The organism is Sphingobacterium sp. Mn56C (assembly GCF_049319645.1).
Classification (GTDB): Bacteria; Bacteroidota; Bacteroidia; order Sphingobacteriales; family Sphingobacteriaceae; genus Sphingobacterium.
In genome coordinates this window covers 109,028-124,842 of sequence record NZ_JBMOUC010000006.1, presented here as the reverse complement: position 1 = coordinate 124,842, position 15,815 = coordinate 109,028, and the positions used below count along the sequence as shown (strand labels likewise).

Here is a 15,815-nt window from a genome sequence, read left to right as displayed (position 1 = left end):
TAAAAAATGCTTAACAAAAGCTTAATGCTGTTTGGTATTTATAGAATTGTTATAGCTTTATAGCATGATATGGCGCAATAATCCAAAGTATTATAGATGGGTTTTACTAAGCATATCTGTTTTGCTATGTTTGTTAATCGGTTTTTTGGTCTTTAATACCTATCAATATAAGGAGCGAAATTTCCAGAATTTTCAAGCCAGTAGGATAGAGAAAGCATACGGTACCTATGTAATGAACGAGAAATTATTTCCGGGCGGAAATAACCTGTTTGTTGCGTACCTGGAGCCGAATCTTCCCGATTTAAAGCAATTAAAATTATCCGGTTCAGCACAATATGAAACGAAAAGAGATTCGGTGCTGCAGGCTTTTTTCGCTAAAATGCGGGAACAGCAGCCTATGGACAGTATTATACAGCAGATAATCCGCAAGAATAATTTGGATAGCCGTTTAGTGTATAAACTGCGTTTCGAGCAGATAGAATTGTATGTTGAGCATAGTAACGAATACTATCCCCTATATTTAAATGGGCAATCTGCTGTAAATGGCGAAATTGCAGGAACACTAAGCTTTTGTAATCCAAATAACAAAGTTTTACAGCTTTCGGTAACTGCAGGGAGCACGACGATATACCGGTTTACCTATAGTCTTTTTGTCGATTATCCTAACCGCTTGCTGCGGATATGGATCGATATGCTACCGGTATTTATTTTTTCCTTGTTGTGCATAGGCCTCACGATAATGATCAATTATTTAACCTATAGAAATTGGGTCGATCAGCGTAAAGAGTCAGAGCTTAAAACCGAATTTTTAAACCATATAAGGCATGAATTTAATACGCCAATTACGACCATATTGGTATGTGCACAAAGTTTGAAAGATGAAAGGAAGCTATTAAATGAAGAAGATATCGGTAGTATGGGCGCCGTTATTGAAAGGCAGTCTTTACGTTTAAGCCGATATGTGCAGCAGGTAATGGATGCTGTTCGTCTGGAAGATCAGGTGTTAGAAAAAACCAATGTTGCTATATCTGTGGTTACAGCCATGCTGCTTAAAGATCTTTCTATTCGGTATTTAGGTTTAATAAAAGTGCAGTATACCGCGTTGGAAAATGATGAGCAGGTATGGCTGGATGAAAGTGTGTATTTTACAATTCTAGATAACTTAATTTCCAATGCCCATAAATTCAATACCAGCGGCGAACCAGCGGTTCATTTTTACTGGGAGCGTAATGCTACCGGTATAGCGCTGTGTGTGCAGGATAATGGTGTCGGTATCGCGCCACAGGAGCTGGACGCTATTTTCGGTAAATTTTACCGCAGTAAGTCAAATGCGCCAAACTTGGGTAAAGGGTTAGGTCTGGGGTTAGGTTTATATTATGTAAAAGCTTCGCTAGATTTAATGAAATGGCAAATTGAAGTATTTTCGGACCTGAACAAAGGCACCCGTTTTGTGCTTAAAATTCCAATTACAATTAAAGGGTAAGATGTATGGTTACAGACAAACAGAATATAGATATATTACTTGTTGAAGATGAGCCCGATTTGGGGCTTGTATTATCGCGATATTTGCGTTTCAAGGAGATTTCGGTGGTATGGAGCCCATCGGCAGAGCAGGCTTTGGAAGAGTGTAAATCAACGGCATTTAAAGTTGTGGTAATTGATGTACAGCTACCTCATATGGATGGTTTTGATTTGGCTAAACAGCTACAGCGAATAAAGCCGAACCAAGCCTTCTTTTTCTTAACGGCGCAGCAGGAAAATAAAAGTAAGCTTTTAGGTTTGGAGCTTGGCGCTATAGATTATATCGGTAAGCCATTTGAAATGGAAGAATTGGTGCTGAAGTTGAAAAATGTGCTAAAATTACAGGTAGAAAAACCCTTAGAAGAAACGGTGAAGGAGCCTTTAAATATAGGTAATGTTGTGCTTTACCTGGACCGGTTAATCTTGGAGCTTGCTAATGGTAAGCAACAGAAGTTAACGGTTCGTGAAGCCGAGATTTTGGAGTTTTTTATGCGAAATAAAAATTTATTGTTACAAAAGAAAGATATTCTTCAGCGTTTTTGGGGCAATACCGACTATTTCAGTGGCAAGAGTCTGGAGGTTTTTGTTTCACGATTGCGAAAAATGCTACAGTCTGCGGATAAAATCAGGATTGAAAGTGTCTATGGTGCAGGTTATATTTTTGTCGTCTCGTAATGCCTAACCGAAAAGATAAGCCCTACATATATAGCAGTCTTGTAGGTTTAATTAACCTTAATTTGCTATACCATATAGGGCTTATATATACCGCATCGAAATACGGAAACAGCTACCTTCCTTTTTTCTGCTGTGGAAATTTCATTTTGTAGGAAACACGGATATTTCCTTTTGTTATAGCGTCTAAGCGGCCTCTAAGCATTGTTTTTTTTAGCGGAGCCAGTTTATCCACAAACAGCTTCCCTTCGATATGATCGTATTCATGCTGTACGATTCGCGCAGCAAGACCTGTTAATTCAACCTCCTGCTCTTCGAAGTTTTCGTCTAAGTAATTGATCAATACATTTGCCGGCCGCATTACCTCTTCGGTAATATCAGGGATAGAAAGACAGCCCTCGTTAAAAGACCATTTTTCACCCGTTTCTTCGATAATAATCGGATTGATAAACACTTTTTTAAAACCGATAACACTAGGGTCGCCAGGTTCGTCCTCCTCATCTTCCCCAAATGGAGAGCCGTCTACCACAAACATACGAATCGGTAAGCCAACCTGCGGTGCTGCCAATCCTACGCCTCTTGCATTATACATGGTTTCGAACATATCGTCGATAAGTTCTTTTAAATTGGGGTAATTTTCGTCAATTTCTTCGGCTTTTTTCCTTAATACAGGATCGCCATATGCTACTATAGGTAATTTCATCTTGCAAATTTGTGCGGTAAAGTTACCAATAATTTACGATAAGGAACTGCAGGAATAATTTGTAATTTTGATGCGATGTTAGAATTGGATGAAAGAATAGCCAGATTTATGGTGCTTTTGCGTCAAAGGGTAGGGCTTCAGGATGAGCAGGTTTACCCCGATAAGATTGCCGTATATACAGGGAAAATGTGGTTATGGATCTACGCTCCGACGGCTGCTCGACAGGCCGATCATTCTACTGTACCTACCATCCATTTGGACGTAGATTTACTAGGTTCTAGTGCCGTTAAAATCATAAACCGCCTTCGCGGTATGCATGGTTTAGGCGAGCGTATCTATGCGCGCGAAACGGTGGTCGCACGGCTGGATAAAAATGTCACGATGGATTTCCTCGATGCGCATCACTTGCAAGGGGCGATGCCCGGCAAGTATAGGTATGGCCTATTTGCGGATGGCGAACTGGTGTCGATAGCGGTATTTAGCGGGGCGCGTATTCTTAGAAATTTAGGGCCTGCACATCGCTCTTTCGAACTTATCCGTTTCTGCCATAAAAATGATACATTGGTTATAGGAGGGATATCAAAACTTCTAAATGCATTTATAAAAGACTTTGCTCCACAAGATATTATGACCTATGCCGATAGGGATTGGTGTAAAGATTCCTCTTTAGAAGCTATTGGTTTTCATGTTGTTGGCGAAATTGGACCACAACAATTTGCCGTCTATCAGGGAGAGCGTTTTGCTTTGTCTCGAGCGCCAGCGATAGTAGATTATTATGTTTCAAATAAGGGCAGTTTAAAATTAAAACGTCTTCTATAATGAAATTTTAGTATTTTAGATTCTTATCAACAATAAACTTAATTATACTATTATATGAAACGTAAATTACGTATGGGTATGGTAGGCGGCGGAAAAGATGCTTTTATTGGCGCCGTTCACCGTATTGCGGCCTTCATGGACGGAAAGATTGAGCTGGTGTGCGGGGCATTCAGTATCGATCCAGTGATCTCTAAAGAATCAGGAAGAGAACTTTTCGTTGCCGAGGATAGGGTATATCCAGATTACCAGACTATGATCGAAAAAGAAGCGCTATTGCCTGAAGGCGAGCGTATGGACTTTTTAACAATTGTTACGCCCAACTTTTTGCACTACCCTCCAGCGAAATTAGCAATGGAAAATGGCTTTGACGTGGTGGTAGAAAAGCCTATAACAGTTTCTTTAGAAGAAGCGCTGTCGCTGCAGGAGATTGCCGAGCGTACCGGCCGTACACTATGCTTAACGCATACTTATTCGGGATATCCGATGGTGAAACAGGCTAAAGCTATGGTGAAAGAAGGGCATTTTGGTAAAATCCGTAAAGTCGTGGTAGAATATCCACAAGGATGGTTAAGCCGCTTGTCGGAGCGCGAGGGTAATGCTGGCGCAGCTTGGCGTGCAGACCCTAAGCGGTCAGGTAAATCGTTGGTAATGGGCGATATCGGTACGCATGCCGCGCATTTAGCGGAGTATGTTACCGGGCAGCGTATTACCGAGTTATGTGCCGATCTTACCACCTTTGTAGAAGGGCGTTTAATGGACGATGATGGTTCGGTATTGTTACGTTTTGAAAATGGTGCTAAAGGTGTGTTAATGGCATCACAGATTTCTGCCGGTGAAGAGAATGCAGTACGCATTCGTGTTTATGGTGAAAAAGGTGGGTTAGAATGGGCAAACGAAGATCCGAATAATTTAATTATTAAGATGTTGGACCAGCCACGTCAGATCTACCGTACCGGAAATAACTATGCTGCACCGTATACGTTAAGCTCTTTTGCAACACATAATACCCGTATTCCTGCGGGACATCCAGAGGGGTTATTAGAATCTTTTGGTAATATCTACCGGAATTTTGCTTTTACCGTATCGGCAAAGAGTGAAGGCAGGACACCGACAGCAGAGGAATTAGATTTCCCGAATGTCAACGATGGTGTTCGTGGTATGGCCTTTATCGATACCGTTGTAAAAAGTAATGAGGGTAACGAAAAATGGACTAAATTTGTGCTGTGATAAACAGCCAAGCCATATATGCATATCTTCAGACGGAAACGTCTTTCCTGTCTGAAGATATGTTAATTATTTTGGGCCCAACTGCTAGTGGCAAGACCAAACTTGCTGTCGAACTGGCCCAAATGTTAGATGCCGAAATTATAAGTGCCGATTCTAGGCAGGTATACCGACACATGGATATTGGTACCGGAAAGGACCTAAACGAGTACGCGGACATACCTTATTATTTAATTGATATTTTAGACCCTGGCGAACAATATAATGTGTCGCGTTTTTTAACAGATTTTGAACAGGCTTTTACTGCTATTAAAGCCAAGGGTAAGCGGGTAATTGTTTGTGGAGGTACGGGTTTTTATATACAGGCCTTACTGGATGAAAAGCCATACACACAAGTGCCCATTGACCCGCAGTTTAGAGCACAGTTCGAGGGCTATGGTAAGGAGTACTGCAAATCCGTATTGGCGGATGCGGTTTTACCATTAGGCTTCAAAGTAGATTTTTCTTCGCGAAAGCGGATGATACGGGCCTTGGAGATTAGCCGCTGGCTGCAGGCAAACCCTATGGCAGAGCTGCAGGTGTTGCCGACATATTCGGCAACAGTTATTGGTTTGCAACCTCCATTAGCATTACGTAGACAGCGTATTAGCGATAGGCTGAAGAATCGTTTAGATCAAGGGATGCTGGCTGAGGTTGAACGCTTGCATGCGAATGGGTTAAGCTTTGAGGAGTTGGAGTATTATGGCTTGGAGTATAAGTATATGGCTTATTACCTCCAGCGTCGGTTATCTTATACCGATTTTGTCGCGAAATTAGAAACCGAAATTCATCGTTATGCAAAACGCCAAATGACGTATTTCCGGAAAATGGAAAAAGATGGTATTCGTATTCATTGGTTTTAATAATCTTTTTATCGGGGGATTGTAGCTTTTTTTTAGTAAATCAAAAATAACATTTGTATTCTACGAAATTTTCGTAATTTAGTTTTACTAATCAAATGTACTATGAAAAGATACTTGTTAACCCTACTATTTACTTCAGGGATTATTGGATTATATGGGCAGGAGAGGCCTATAGCCAAGGTTCATTATACCTTTAAGCACATGAATGATACCACGCAGCGGGAAAAGTTTACGCGCGATGAGGTTGTAACCTATTTAGAAAATGGTCAAAGTTGGTATACCAGTTATTCGCTCACGCGGATGCAAGAAGAAACAAAACGACAGATGGAGGCTGCCGATTTTGGGGGGCGTGTGGTTTTTAGTAAAAATACCAATGCTATAAAAGAGAGTTATTTATTGGAACCTGCCGCTCATAGCCTGGTGGAAGTGGTGCGTATATCGCGGGACGAGTTTATCTTAGCTAGCACGTATCCAGTGCAAGATTGGGAAATTCAGGACGAAACCACAGATATCGGAGGTTATACTTGTCAAAAAGCAACTACAAACTTTCGCGGACGAAATTACGTGGCTTGGTTTACGACCGAATTGCCCTTTAGCTTTGGCCCTTGGAAATTACATGGCTTGCCAGGGTTGATTCTTTCGGCGCATGATGATAAGAATGAAGTGTCGTTTACGTATTTAGGTTTTGATAAGGTTTCGGCGGACAGTAAAGTTGCTTTTGGCCCCTCGGATGCAGCCATAAAATCTACCCCAGCAGAGGTCGAGAAGCTAGAGAAGGCATTCAAGGCCAATCCTATGGCTTATATACAGGCAAAGCAAAGCTCTGCTGCGAATGGAGGAAAAGCGAGCGTAATTCTATCCTCATCCGGAACAGCTTCGACAGCGGGGACGCCTGCGGGAGGAAATTCCTTTACCGTTACAGGAAGAAGTGGCAGTAGTGCTGGCGCTATGGAAATGAATAAATTAACATCCATTACGATAAAAAACGAAGAGGGCTATAAACCTTCTGAGCTGACAAACAACCCAATCGAAATCGACGAATAGTATGTGGAATAGGGCTATTCTATTACTATTCTTTTGGCTATTTACGAACCCCATATCTGCACAGCAAAAGCATATAAATGGCGTCGTGCTGGATAAGAGTTCCAAGGTTCAGTTAAAAGCCATAACCGTCATGCTTAAATCGGAAGAGGGACATGTTATCGCCTTTAAAACCACCGATGCTAATGGCTCCTTTGTGCTTACTACCGACAAGGATATTAAAGGGGCTATTTTAGAAATTAATCATTTGGGCTATAAAAAAATGGTGTTCCCTGTGGAGACCAGGCTGGTAGACCTGCGAATTGAAATGGAACAGCAGGCTATTCTGCTGGATTCTATCGTCATTAAAAGTCGACCGGCTATACAAAGGCAAGGCGATACTTTATCTTATAATGTAAGTGCCTTTGCTAAGGAGGAAGACCGCTCTATAGCAGAGGTAATTCGCCGTATGCCAGGGATGGAGGTATCGGAAAATGGCCGTATAAAGTTCCAAGGGAAGTCGATTTCGAACTTTTACATTGATGGTGATGATCTTTTAGACGACCGTTATACGATAGGCTCTAAAACCATTTCACATAAAATGGTTCAGGATGTGCAGGTATTGAACAACCATGAACATATGAAGGTATTGAAGAACAAACGCTACAGCGATGATGTAGCGCTAAATCTCGTGCTAAAGGATGAGGCTAAACTCGCCCTTACAGGGCAGGTAAAATTGGGCGCAGGTTTACCGCATCAATACGATGTAGAAGTAAACAGTATTTTATTCAATAAGAAGCATAAAATGATCAATGCTTTGCAGGGCAATAATGTGGGGCACGATTTAAGTGCCGATTTTTTCGGGTTTAACAGTCAGAGTATTTTAGCAAAAATGGGCGCTTCGCCTGTAGACAATATGCTCTCCCTAGGTACGGTATCGGCACCCATGCTGCCAAAGCAGCTTTACTATAGGAACAACTCGGGCGCCTTATCTGCAAACTACCTTATAAACAAGAAAAATAACTGGCAGATAAAAACGAATCTACAGGCCGTATTTGATAAAAATGAACGTGATTTTGCCACTACAACGACGTATAACGACGGTAAAAATAGTATTTCATTTGATGAACAGCAGGCCGCTGATGCGATAAAATGGTTGTCTGCCTGGTATATTAATTTGGAGCGCAATGCGGATAAGCAGTATTTTAAAAATACCTTATCCCTGGAGTATGAAAATGAACAGGCTCGCGCGGATATTCAGGGTAACGACCGTGTAATAGGGGTTAATCGCAGGCATAGCGTTCGCGGCTTCTCCAATAGTATAGACTATGTGCCAGCACTTGCTAATGGCCATATTATACAGGCTAAGTGGTATGTAAACTATGGCAATAAACCGCAGTCGTTGACACTGCAGCCCGGGCTTTTTGAGCATCTGTTAAACGACAATGTCAATTACAACGAAAGTTTACAACAGGTCGAAGTACCGAGCTTTTTTACGCGCGGACAGGTGGGCTACCGTTTGCCTAATGGTCGTATAGGGCAGTACTATGCTGTAGAAACCATGCTGGAAAGTCAGCATTTAAAATCCGCGATAGACTTGCGGAAAGGGGATATTTGGCAATCTCCGGCAGTAGACTCTACGGTAAATGATATGCGCTGGTTGCGGTATAGAGTGCATATTAACGCGGAGTATGAATGGCGTAAAAACCGGTTTTCATCGCGCTTAGTGCTTCCATTGGCCCTGCAAAATACCGACTATAAAGATCAACGCTACGAATTGCACGAAAAGAGCAATAAGCTGCTTTTTAACCCGAGTTTTAACGCCAAGTATCGCGTTGGTATGGAAGACGAGTGGACATTTTCGTACCAGCGGAATACTTCATTTGGTAACATTGCAGACCTGTATCGTGGCTTGCTGATTAAAAACTACCGAACAATAGCCCGTAATAGCGGAACGCTAAACGAAAATGTAAATAATAATTTTGATGTAAACTATAAATTCGGGCGCAGCCTACAGCTGTTATTTTTAAATTTCGGTATACGTTATGTTCAATCTACATCGAGTAATATAGTATCCAATACAGTATCCGATACGACAACAGAAACCGAACTATTAAAGCAAGATAACCGGGTAAATACCTACGCAGCATCGGTAGGTTTCGACAAGTATCTATTCGCATTAGCGAGTAGTATTAAACTAAATGCCTCCTGGAGCCTGGTCGATTATAACCAGCTTTTTAACCATGAACTGTTGCCTTTTAAAAACATAACCTACGGTTTAAGTCCGTCGATGGATATTAAAATTGTAAACAACCTAAACCTAAATTACACCAGCAACCTATCCTGGACAAGTGCGCGCCAAAGTGGTGGCACTGCAGGGTTAGATAGGAATACTTTTAATACAGTGCAGCACCTGTCATTTCCGGTTTATGTTTTTAAAGTGCTTCATGTGCGTATGGCTGCACGCCATATATTCTCCCATCAACCGGGGTTGAAAGATATTAACTACCTATTTTTCGACTCTTTTGTGCGGTACAGGCACAAAAAATGGAATACCGATTTCGAGTTGAACCTTACTAATATGGCCAATATAAAGACCTTTGAAACCTATACCATATCTGCCAATATGCAGGCTCAGAACCGGTATGAGCTTCGCGGTAGGATGGCTGTATTCAAGGCGGTGTTTAATTTTAAGTAATTCGTTTTGTTTAGTTAATTGGGTGCCAAGGAAAAAGTTGGTGCCCTTTTTTTGGCAGATATTGGGGTATTATTGCCATTGCTAGCCGCATACTTATGGTTTAGCCTGAACGACATAGTAAGGTATGCATAAAAAAATGTAGCTTTAATAAACAAATATCTTGTTACGATGAAAAAGTTATCATTAACGCTATGCTGCATTGTCGGTGCCCTAGTGGTTCACGCACAGCAACTAAAAAAGGTGGTTTACACCGATGGCAAACAACAATTAAAGGGTCTCGTTACCGAAAACTCCGGAAAAAAACTCCCCGGTGTGTTGATTCTCCCAGCCTGGAAGGGTATCGATAACGAAGCCAAGCAGGCAGCTTTGGACTTGGAGAAAGCAGGCTATATAGCCTTTATTGCCGATATTTATGGTGAAGGAAATATACCTGTAGATAATGCCGGCGCCGCACAAATCGCAGGGCAATATAAAAACGATTATAAGGCCTATCAGCATCGTATTACCTTGGCATTGGAGCAGCTTAAAAAAGCTGGCGCTACACAGGTAGCAGTTATAGGTTACTGTTTTGGGGGAACAGGGGCTTTAGAGGCCGCGAGGGGCAACCTTCCGGTAGCAGGAGTGGTGTGTATACATGGCAGTTTAGGCAAAGCTGCCGACCGTGCACAGACTGCTTTTTCTACGAAAATATTAGTAGAACATCCGGCAGCCGATAAATCCGTTAGTAAGGCCGATTATGATAACCTGATCCTGGAAATGGATGCCGGTAAAGCCGATTGGCAAATAATAACCTACGCCAATACAGGACACACCTTTACAAACCCAGAATCGCCAGAGTATAATGCGGTAATGGCCAAAAGAGCCTGGCAGCATACCTTATTATTTTTAGCAGAAGTTTTAAAATAAGGCAACGATAAATCGGTCAATAGGATAAAGCCAAAGCTTCCAGTAGGTACAACGCATCTACTGGAAGCTTTTTTTTATAAAAAAAGGGTTGAAAGCGTAAGTTAGTACTTTATAATTTCTGGTGTAAACCGATTCTATTTCCCTCGCTATCTTGAATCTCGGCAATAGCAAAACCAAGATCTTTGTTTTCAGTAATAGGGTATACTAGCGCAGCGCCATTTTCGATTGCCTTTTTTACCGTTTCCTCGATTGACGCGGTATAAAAATATAAAAGAACACCCCTCGTTGACGGTATATAGCTATCGCCTTTGGCTAAAGAACCACTGATTCCCCGTATGCTGTCTTCAAAAGGGAAGTGTGCCATCGCGTTGCCATCAATTTGCTCCTTTTCGAAGGCAAAACCAAAAACAGTATTATAAAAACGTATCGCCCGGTTTATATCGTTTACCGGAATTTCGAAATACACAACTGGGTTCGCTTTTTGTTCCATTATTGTTTGTTTTTGCACGAGGTTTTGTGCTTGCTGCTGGCATCCCATCAACAGCACACAAGAAATGCTTACTAAAAATATAGCCCGAAATACCATCAGCTATTAACGCGGTAATGTAGCTGCACGAGGCCACTTTCAAAGGTTTTAGTATTGCGCAAGGTAAGGTCTTGCTGTGGGCGTTGGTCTTGAAATAATCGGATACCTTTGCCAAGCAACACCGGAATCAGGGATACTATAATTTCGTCGACCAATTTTTCCTGCAGTAACTGCGTTATTACCTGGGCACCACCATCGCAAAATATTGTCTTTCCGGGTTTTTCTTTCAGCTGCTGTACCCCTGTTTTTAAGTCGCCCGTATAAAATACGGCGTTTCCTTCTTGTGGTCTTTCGGTATGTGTAATTACAAATAACTCTTTATCCGGGTGCTGAACTCCAGGGGCATTTTTTTGCACCCAATCATAGGTCCGTTTACCGACAATAACCGTATCTACACGGGTCATAAAATCTTGGTAGCCATAGTCTTCTCCCTCACGCTCTACCCGTTCTAAAAAGCTGAGATCATCATTTTCAAAAGCTATATACCCGTCTAAGGAGCAGGCAATATATACGATAAGGTTTCTATTTTTCATAGTTTAATTTTCTAAAGCTATATAAATTGTAACTTCAGCATTCGATTCGAGTTGCGACTTTTCGGAATATCGTTCAAAATCATAGGTATATTTTCTATTTAATGCCGCATCATTTCTCCAGATTCCCTGCCACGTTTCTACCACAGCATCAGGCATTTTTCCTTTCGCGGTAAACACTTCAAAGTTTTCTTCCGGAAACTGCCGGGCAATAAGGCCTTCAGGAACATCGCACAAACTAGAGACTTCCATCCCCAAAATAGCCGTGTATGGCCCTGTAAAGTCTTTTTCGTAATCTGTATAGATCGAAAATATAACTCCACTTTGTACATGAGGGATCTTCTCGGCAATGTTCTCCGTTACAAAACGGGTCCATAGCGCTGCCATATCTTGCGCCGCCTGGTTGTTTTGGTTTGTTGTTCGTACGGCAATGCCCATTATTGTTAAAGCCTTTACGGTTGTCATATTATGTGTCGTTTAAGAGGTACATACGAAATGTAACAACGGATAATCATTTTCCATACCTAAATTTTCCAATGGTCGACCAACGTATGGCCCATTAATAGGTAATATCCATCCCAAATTTGCCTTGTTATGGTATAGAATGCAGTAAAAACTACTCAAATAGCCGTGTTATCATCTTTTAGTGTAGCACAAAGGTAGGGTAGTTATTGACAAGGGCGTGTCAGGGGTTTAACGAATCGGGATGGAATTTATTAAAATACTGCTCCAGGGTCATATTATGCGACTCAAAACGTTCGTCCAGTAGGGTAAATTTCGCTATTCTGTCTAAGCGGAAAAAGCGGTAGGCCTGCCGTAAACGACAATAGCCCAAAAGCAGCCAATTCTCATCGGTATGTAATAAGGCAAAGGGTTCTACCAAGCGCTGTGTACAATTCGCTTTTTCGTCCTTATAGTCAATTTTTGTAAGCCTGTGGTGGGTCAGTGCCTGTTGCAAGGTCGACAGTAAGTCGCTGCTACGCTGTTGCTGCTGGTTGAAGCCAAAATAGGTTCTGCTGCCCAACATATCTACTTTATCTCTTAATTTATCGCCTAATACAGCTTTAATTTTCGTGATGGCCTCCGTATAGTGTTTTATAAAAGAGGCATCTTTATTTTGATAGACTAATTTTTCTGCTGTAATCAAGGCATTGGCCTCGTCTTCAGAAAACATTATCGGCGGGAGTTTATATCCTTCCATTATACCAAAGCCCTTTCCTTCGTGTACCCGGATAGGTACACCCGCCTGCTCCAAAGTTTTAAGATCGCGGTAAATTGTCCGTACGGATACCTGAAACCTCTCGGCAAGTTGCGGCGCTGTTACCAAACGTTTTGCCTGCAGTTGTGTTTGTATTGCCGTTAGCCTGCTTATACGTTTTAAATCCTGCTCCTTCATGTGCTGTAGCTATTATCTCTTTTTGTAAACGCCATTAATAAATTCTGAAAATCAGGAATTCCACAGCGGGTTTTGCGCCAAAACCTTTAGATATATCGGACAGTCGGTGCTGTGGGCGCCAGGAAGAAAACCCGTACTCATTAGAAATTCATTTACAATTTCTCCACCAGTAAACCGGAATGTTTTCTTAAAAAGCTTTACCCATTCTTCTTTTGTTTTGGGATGATTTTTTGTTAACCAATTTTTAAAAGAGCCATGTTCCTGCTGCAACTGTACAATTGTTTTGGCATTTTCAATGGCAGCATTTATTTTTAGTCGGTTGCGTATTATTCCGCTATCTTGCATTAATCGTTGTCGGTCATCATCCGTGAATGCTGCCACGGTGGCGATATCAAAATTGGCATAGGCGCAGCGAAAGGATGTTTCCTTTTTCAAAATGGTCTCCCAGCTCAGGCCTGCTTGGTTTATTTCTAGCACCAGCCGCGCGAAGAGTTCATTGTCATCCTGTATGGGAAAACCGTAATAATTGTCGTGATAGTTTTTATGCAAGGCCTTACGTGCCTCCGGTGTCAGCATATCTATTACCGAACAGTAACTCATGGTTTTATTTTTAAAGATTTGCGAATAGAAAACAAAATAAGCAATTTATGCATTACTAGTATAATGTCTTTTTTTTACTTATACAGTATTCATGTCTATTATATACTTTTGTTCTAATGAAAATACTTGTAGTAGAGGATAATGAGAAGGTATCTTCAGCCATAAAAAAAGGCTTGGAGAGCCAAGGATATCGGGTGGATGTGTCTGCCGATGCGGAACAGGCCTTCAAAGCGATTCAACTATTGGATTATGATTTGTTGTTGGTGGACGTGATGCTGCCGCGGATGCGGGGTACAGAATTTAGCAAACGGTCGAAGGCGTTGTTTCCTAAGCTCCCGATTATGATGCTTACCGCCCTGGGGCAAATCGATGAGAAGCTTGCAGGGTTTGACTCTGGAGCTGACGACTATATGGTTAAACCTTTTGATTTTAGGGAGCTCTATGCGCGCGTTGCAGCGCTGCTAAACCGCAGGAAAGAACAAAGCCTGGACCTGGATTCCTTACAGTATAGTGATTTACGCATGGATCTACGTTCGAAGACGGTATTCCGTGCTGATATGGCCATACAACTTACGCCAAAGGAATTTGACCTTTTAGCCTTTTTCATTCGACATGCGGAAACTCTGTTAAGTCGTGATGAAATAGCACGCAATGTTTGGGGCAAGAATTTTGATACGGGAACAAATTATATCGACGTTTACATTAATTACCTGCGTAAAAAAATCGATAAGGATTTTGATAAAAAACTTATTCATACCAAATCTGGGCATGGCTTTATATTATCTATAGAAGAATGAAAATTGTAACCCGAACCTCTCTTGTATTTACGTTGTTTTCGGCCGCAATATTATTGCTTTTTGCCTTTAGCATATACTATTTTTCCGAACTGAACAGGCAGGAAGAGTTTGTCGATCGACTGGGCTATAAAATTACCTGGAGGGCAGAGTTTATTTTCGATGCACAGCTGAGCGAGCAAAAACTACGACAGTTGCACGATCAGAATAAAAAATTAATCAACGAAGCCCAAATTACGGTATACGATGCCGACTTGTATCCCGTTTTTACCGATATTGGCGAGGCACAGTATCCACCAGAGAAATTAGAATCCGTTCGATCGGGGAAGCGTTTTACATGGGAGGAAGGGGATGAGCTTTATATGGGCATGCAATATACCTACGAAAATAAAACGTATAATATTATAGGCCACGCCTACGATAATACAGGTCACGAGCATATTAAGCAGTTGACACGTATGTTGATTATAATCTATCTCGTTGCGGTTGTTTTTATATTTTTCACCTCCTTTCTTTTTGCACGTTATATTCTTCAACCGATAAAGCATATAATCCATGAAATACGGGATGTCTCGGAGCATAATCTCAGTAAGCGTGTTTATTACCGCAAGGCCAAAGATGAGCTTTCCGAGTTAATACAAACGTTTAATACCACGTTTCATCGTCTGGAAACATCTTTCAACAACCAGCGACATTTTGTTTCCATCATCTCACACGAATTCCGAACACCGCTTACAGCGATGATGGCTGAGCTGGAGCTCGCCAAGGAATTAAACAGCACGGTAGAAGAATATAGAAAAACCATTGACCGTGCCTTGGAGGATGCCAAGGAAGCCACCACCTTATCGACGGCATTATTAGATTTTGCGCGTGCAAATTACGATAGCTCGCAGGTTACTTTTAGCGAACAGCGCTTGGATGAGTTGGTTATTGATGCTAAGCTGCTGGTTCGGGATGCGGAGAAGGATTATCGAATTGCAGTAGCCTTTGATCAAAGTGGTTTAATCAACAGCGATGCGGATAATGAAATGTTGGTGTATGGCAATGCGTATCTGCTGAAAGTTGCTTTTATGAACCTTATGGTTAACGCGTGTAAGTATAGTGATGGTAACTGTAAGGTGGAGATACGTACAGAAGGAAGGTCGGCTATTTTACTCTTTCAAGATAAAGGAATAGGAATCAGTCCTGAAGATATACCGCATATTTTCGATTTATTTTTCCGATCGGAGTCGGTGGGCAAACAACAAGGGAATGGCATAGGTCTTTCTATTGTGCAGCGTATTATACAGATGCACCAAGGGGAGATTTCCGTAAGCTCGGTGCCGCAGGAGGGGAGCACGTTCAGGGTATGTTTGCCATTGTTGGGGAATTAATATTTTAATTCTTTTGTATTCTAATACTTTTCTAATAATTCTACCTGCTTATTGCCTCTAATTTTGACCTA

16 protein-coding genes are annotated in these 15,815 nt (G+C 41.6%); 10 read left to right on the top strand and 6 right to left on the bottom strand.

What is annotated here, in order from left to right; translation table 11 throughout:
* Positions 1–232: 232 nt before the first annotated feature.
* Together ACL9RF_RS14510 and ACL9RF_RS14505 are read left to right on the top strand one after the other, a co-directional pair.
* Positions 233–1,483, top strand: coding sequence for a sensor histidine kinase (locus ACL9RF_RS14510; protein WP_422801357.1), 1,251 nt, complete (start codon positions 233–235; stop codon positions 1,481–1,483).
* Positions 1,484–1,488: 5 nt separating this feature from the next.
* Positions 1,489–2,196, top strand: coding sequence for a response regulator transcription factor (locus ACL9RF_RS14505; protein WP_422801356.1), 708 nt, complete (start codon positions 1,489–1,491; stop codon positions 2,194–2,196).
* A 112-nt stretch (positions 2,197–2,308) separates the two neighbouring features.
* On the opposite strand, the gene def is transcribed toward ACL9RF_RS14505, so the two are convergent.
* Positions 2,309–2,896, bottom strand: a complete 588-nt coding sequence (gene def, locus ACL9RF_RS14500; protein WP_422801355.1) for a peptide deformylase — start codon at positions 2,894–2,896, stop codon at positions 2,309–2,311.
* 75 nt (positions 2,897–2,971) lie between these two features.
* On the opposite strand from def, the gene ACL9RF_RS14495 reads away from it, so the two are divergent.
* The 6 genes from ACL9RF_RS14495 (at position 2,972) to ACL9RF_RS14470 (ending at position 10,465) form a co-directional block, all read left to right on the top strand.
* Positions 2,972–3,715: a hypothetical protein gene (locus ACL9RF_RS14495; protein ID WP_422801354.1), complete on the top strand. Its 744-nt coding sequence runs from the start codon at positions 2,972–2,974 to the stop codon at positions 3,713–3,715.
* A gap of 54 nt (positions 3,716–3,769) precedes the next feature.
* A complete protein-coding gene (locus ACL9RF_RS14490) occupies positions 3,770–4,942 on the top strand; it encodes a Gfo/Idh/MocA family protein (protein WP_422801353.1) in 1,173 nt (390 codons plus the stop codon).
* Positions 4,939–5,841, top strand: coding sequence for a tRNA (adenosine(37)-N6)-dimethylallyltransferase MiaA (gene miaA / locus ACL9RF_RS14485; protein WP_422801352.1), 903 nt, complete (start codon positions 4,939–4,941; stop codon positions 5,839–5,841). The genes ACL9RF_RS14490 and miaA overlap by 4 nt, the downstream gene beginning before the upstream one ends.
* A gap of 102 nt (positions 5,842–5,943) precedes the next feature.
* A complete protein-coding gene (locus ACL9RF_RS14480; protein ID WP_422801351.1) occupies positions 5,944–6,885 on the top strand; it encodes a GLPGLI family protein in 942 nt (313 codons plus the stop codon).
* 1 nt (position 6,886) lies between these two features.
* Complete coding sequence (locus ACL9RF_RS14475) at positions 6,887–9,559, top strand: carboxypeptidase-like regulatory domain-containing protein (protein WP_422801350.1); 2,673 nt, start codon at positions 6,887–6,889, stop codon at positions 9,557–9,559.
* Between the two features lie 168 nt (positions 9,560–9,727).
* On the top strand, positions 9,728–10,465 hold the full coding sequence (locus tag ACL9RF_RS14470) for a dienelactone hydrolase family protein (RefSeq protein ID WP_422801349.1): 738 nt from the start codon (positions 9,728–9,730) through the stop codon (positions 10,463–10,465).
* A 109-nt stretch (positions 10,466–10,574) separates the two neighbouring features.
* Here ACL9RF_RS14470 and ACL9RF_RS14465 read toward each other — a convergent pair whose 3' ends face one another.
* The 5 genes from ACL9RF_RS14465 to ACL9RF_RS14445 all read right to left on the bottom strand — a co-directional run bounded on the left by ACL9RF_RS14465 (position 10,575) and on the right by ACL9RF_RS14445 (position 13,577).
* Positions 10,575–10,955, bottom strand: coding sequence for a VOC family protein (locus ACL9RF_RS14465; RefSeq protein ID WP_422801348.1), 381 nt, complete (start codon positions 10,953–10,955; stop codon positions 10,575–10,577).
* A gap of 95 nt (positions 10,956–11,050) precedes the next feature.
* Positions 11,051–11,584 (bottom strand): dihydrofolate reductase family protein, encoded by a 534-nt coding sequence (locus tag ACL9RF_RS14460; RefSeq protein ID WP_422801347.1) that lies wholly within the window; start codon positions 11,582–11,584, stop codon positions 11,051–11,053.
* A 3-nt stretch (positions 11,585–11,587) separates the two neighbouring features.
* Positions 11,588–12,046: a GyrI-like domain-containing protein gene (locus ACL9RF_RS14455; protein WP_422801346.1), complete on the bottom strand. Its 459-nt coding sequence runs from the start codon at positions 12,044–12,046 to the stop codon at positions 11,588–11,590.
* A gap of 220 nt (positions 12,047–12,266) precedes the next feature.
* Entirely contained in the window at positions 12,267–12,977 is a 711-nt protein-coding gene (locus ACL9RF_RS14450; RefSeq protein ID WP_422801345.1) for a helix-turn-helix transcriptional regulator, read from the bottom strand.
* A 51-nt stretch (positions 12,978–13,028) separates the two neighbouring features.
* A complete protein-coding gene (locus ACL9RF_RS14445; RefSeq protein WP_422801344.1) occupies positions 13,029–13,577 on the bottom strand; it encodes a DNA-3-methyladenine glycosylase I in 549 nt (182 codons plus the stop codon).
* A 116-nt stretch (positions 13,578–13,693) separates the two neighbouring features.
* Here ACL9RF_RS14445 and ACL9RF_RS14440 point away from each other — a divergent pair, with 116 nt between their 5' ends.
* Together ACL9RF_RS14440 and ACL9RF_RS14435 are read left to right on the top strand one after the other, a co-directional pair.
* Positions 13,694–14,374 carry a response regulator transcription factor gene (locus ACL9RF_RS14440; RefSeq protein WP_422801343.1) on the top strand — a complete coding sequence of 227 codons (681 nt, stop codon included), beginning with the start codon at positions 13,694–13,696 and terminating at the stop codon, positions 14,372–14,374.
* A complete protein-coding gene (locus ACL9RF_RS14435; RefSeq protein WP_422801342.1) occupies positions 14,371–15,744 on the top strand; it encodes an ATP-binding protein in 1,374 nt (457 codons plus the stop codon). Before ACL9RF_RS14440 ends, ACL9RF_RS14435 begins: the two co-directional genes overlap by 4 nt.
* Positions 15,745–15,815 lie beyond the last annotated feature (71 nt).

Bases quoted from the DNA above. Each gene is read 5' to 3' on its own strand.
- ACL9RF_RS14510 (WP_422801357.1), top strand. From the start codon at position 233: ATGAACGAGAAATTATTTCCGGGCGGAAATAACCTGTTTGTTGCGTAC.
- ACL9RF_RS14505 (WP_422801356.1), top strand. From the start codon at position 1,489: ATGGTTACAGACAAACAGAATATAGATATATTACTTGTTGAAGATGAG.
- def (WP_422801355.1), bottom strand. From the start codon at position 2,896: ATGAAATTACCTATAGTAGCATATGGCGATCCTGTATTAAGGAAAAAA.
- ACL9RF_RS14495 (WP_422801354.1), top strand. From the start codon at position 2,972: ATGTTAGAATTGGATGAAAGAATAGCCAGATTTATGGTGCTTTTGCGT.
- ACL9RF_RS14490 (WP_422801353.1), top strand. From the start codon at position 3,770: ATGAAACGTAAATTACGTATGGGTATGGTAGGCGGCGGAAAAGATGCT.
- ACL9RF_RS14480 (WP_422801351.1), top strand. From the start codon at position 5,944: ATGAAAAGATACTTGTTAACCCTACTATTTACTTCAGGGATTATTGGA.
- ACL9RF_RS14475 (WP_422801350.1), top strand. From the start codon at position 6,887: ATGTGGAATAGGGCTATTCTATTACTATTCTTTTGGCTATTTACGAAC.
- ACL9RF_RS14470 (WP_422801349.1), top strand. From the start codon at position 9,728: ATGAAAAAGTTATCATTAACGCTATGCTGCATTGTCGGTGCCCTAGTG.
- ACL9RF_RS14465 (WP_422801348.1), bottom strand. From the start codon at position 10,955: ATGGAACAAAAAGCGAACCCAGTTGTGTATTTCGAAATTCCGGTAAAC.
- ACL9RF_RS14460 (WP_422801347.1), bottom strand. From the start codon at position 11,584: ATGAAAAATAGAAACCTTATCGTATATATTGCCTGCTCCTTAGACGGG.
- ACL9RF_RS14455 (WP_422801346.1), bottom strand. From the start codon at position 12,046: ATGACAACCGTAAAGGCTTTAACAATAATGGGCATTGCCGTACGAACA.
- ACL9RF_RS14450 (WP_422801345.1), bottom strand. From the start codon at position 12,977: ATGAAGGAGCAGGATTTAAAACGTATAAGCAGGCTAACGGCAATACAA.
- ACL9RF_RS14445 (WP_422801344.1), bottom strand. From the start codon at position 13,577: ATGAGTTACTGTTCGGTAATAGATATGCTGACACCGGAGGCACGTAAG.
- ACL9RF_RS14440 (WP_422801343.1), top strand. From the start codon at position 13,694: ATGAAAATACTTGTAGTAGAGGATAATGAGAAGGTATCTTCAGCCATA.
- ACL9RF_RS14435 (WP_422801342.1), top strand. From the start codon at position 14,371: ATGAAAATTGTAACCCGAACCTCTCTTGTATTTACGTTGTTTTCGGCC.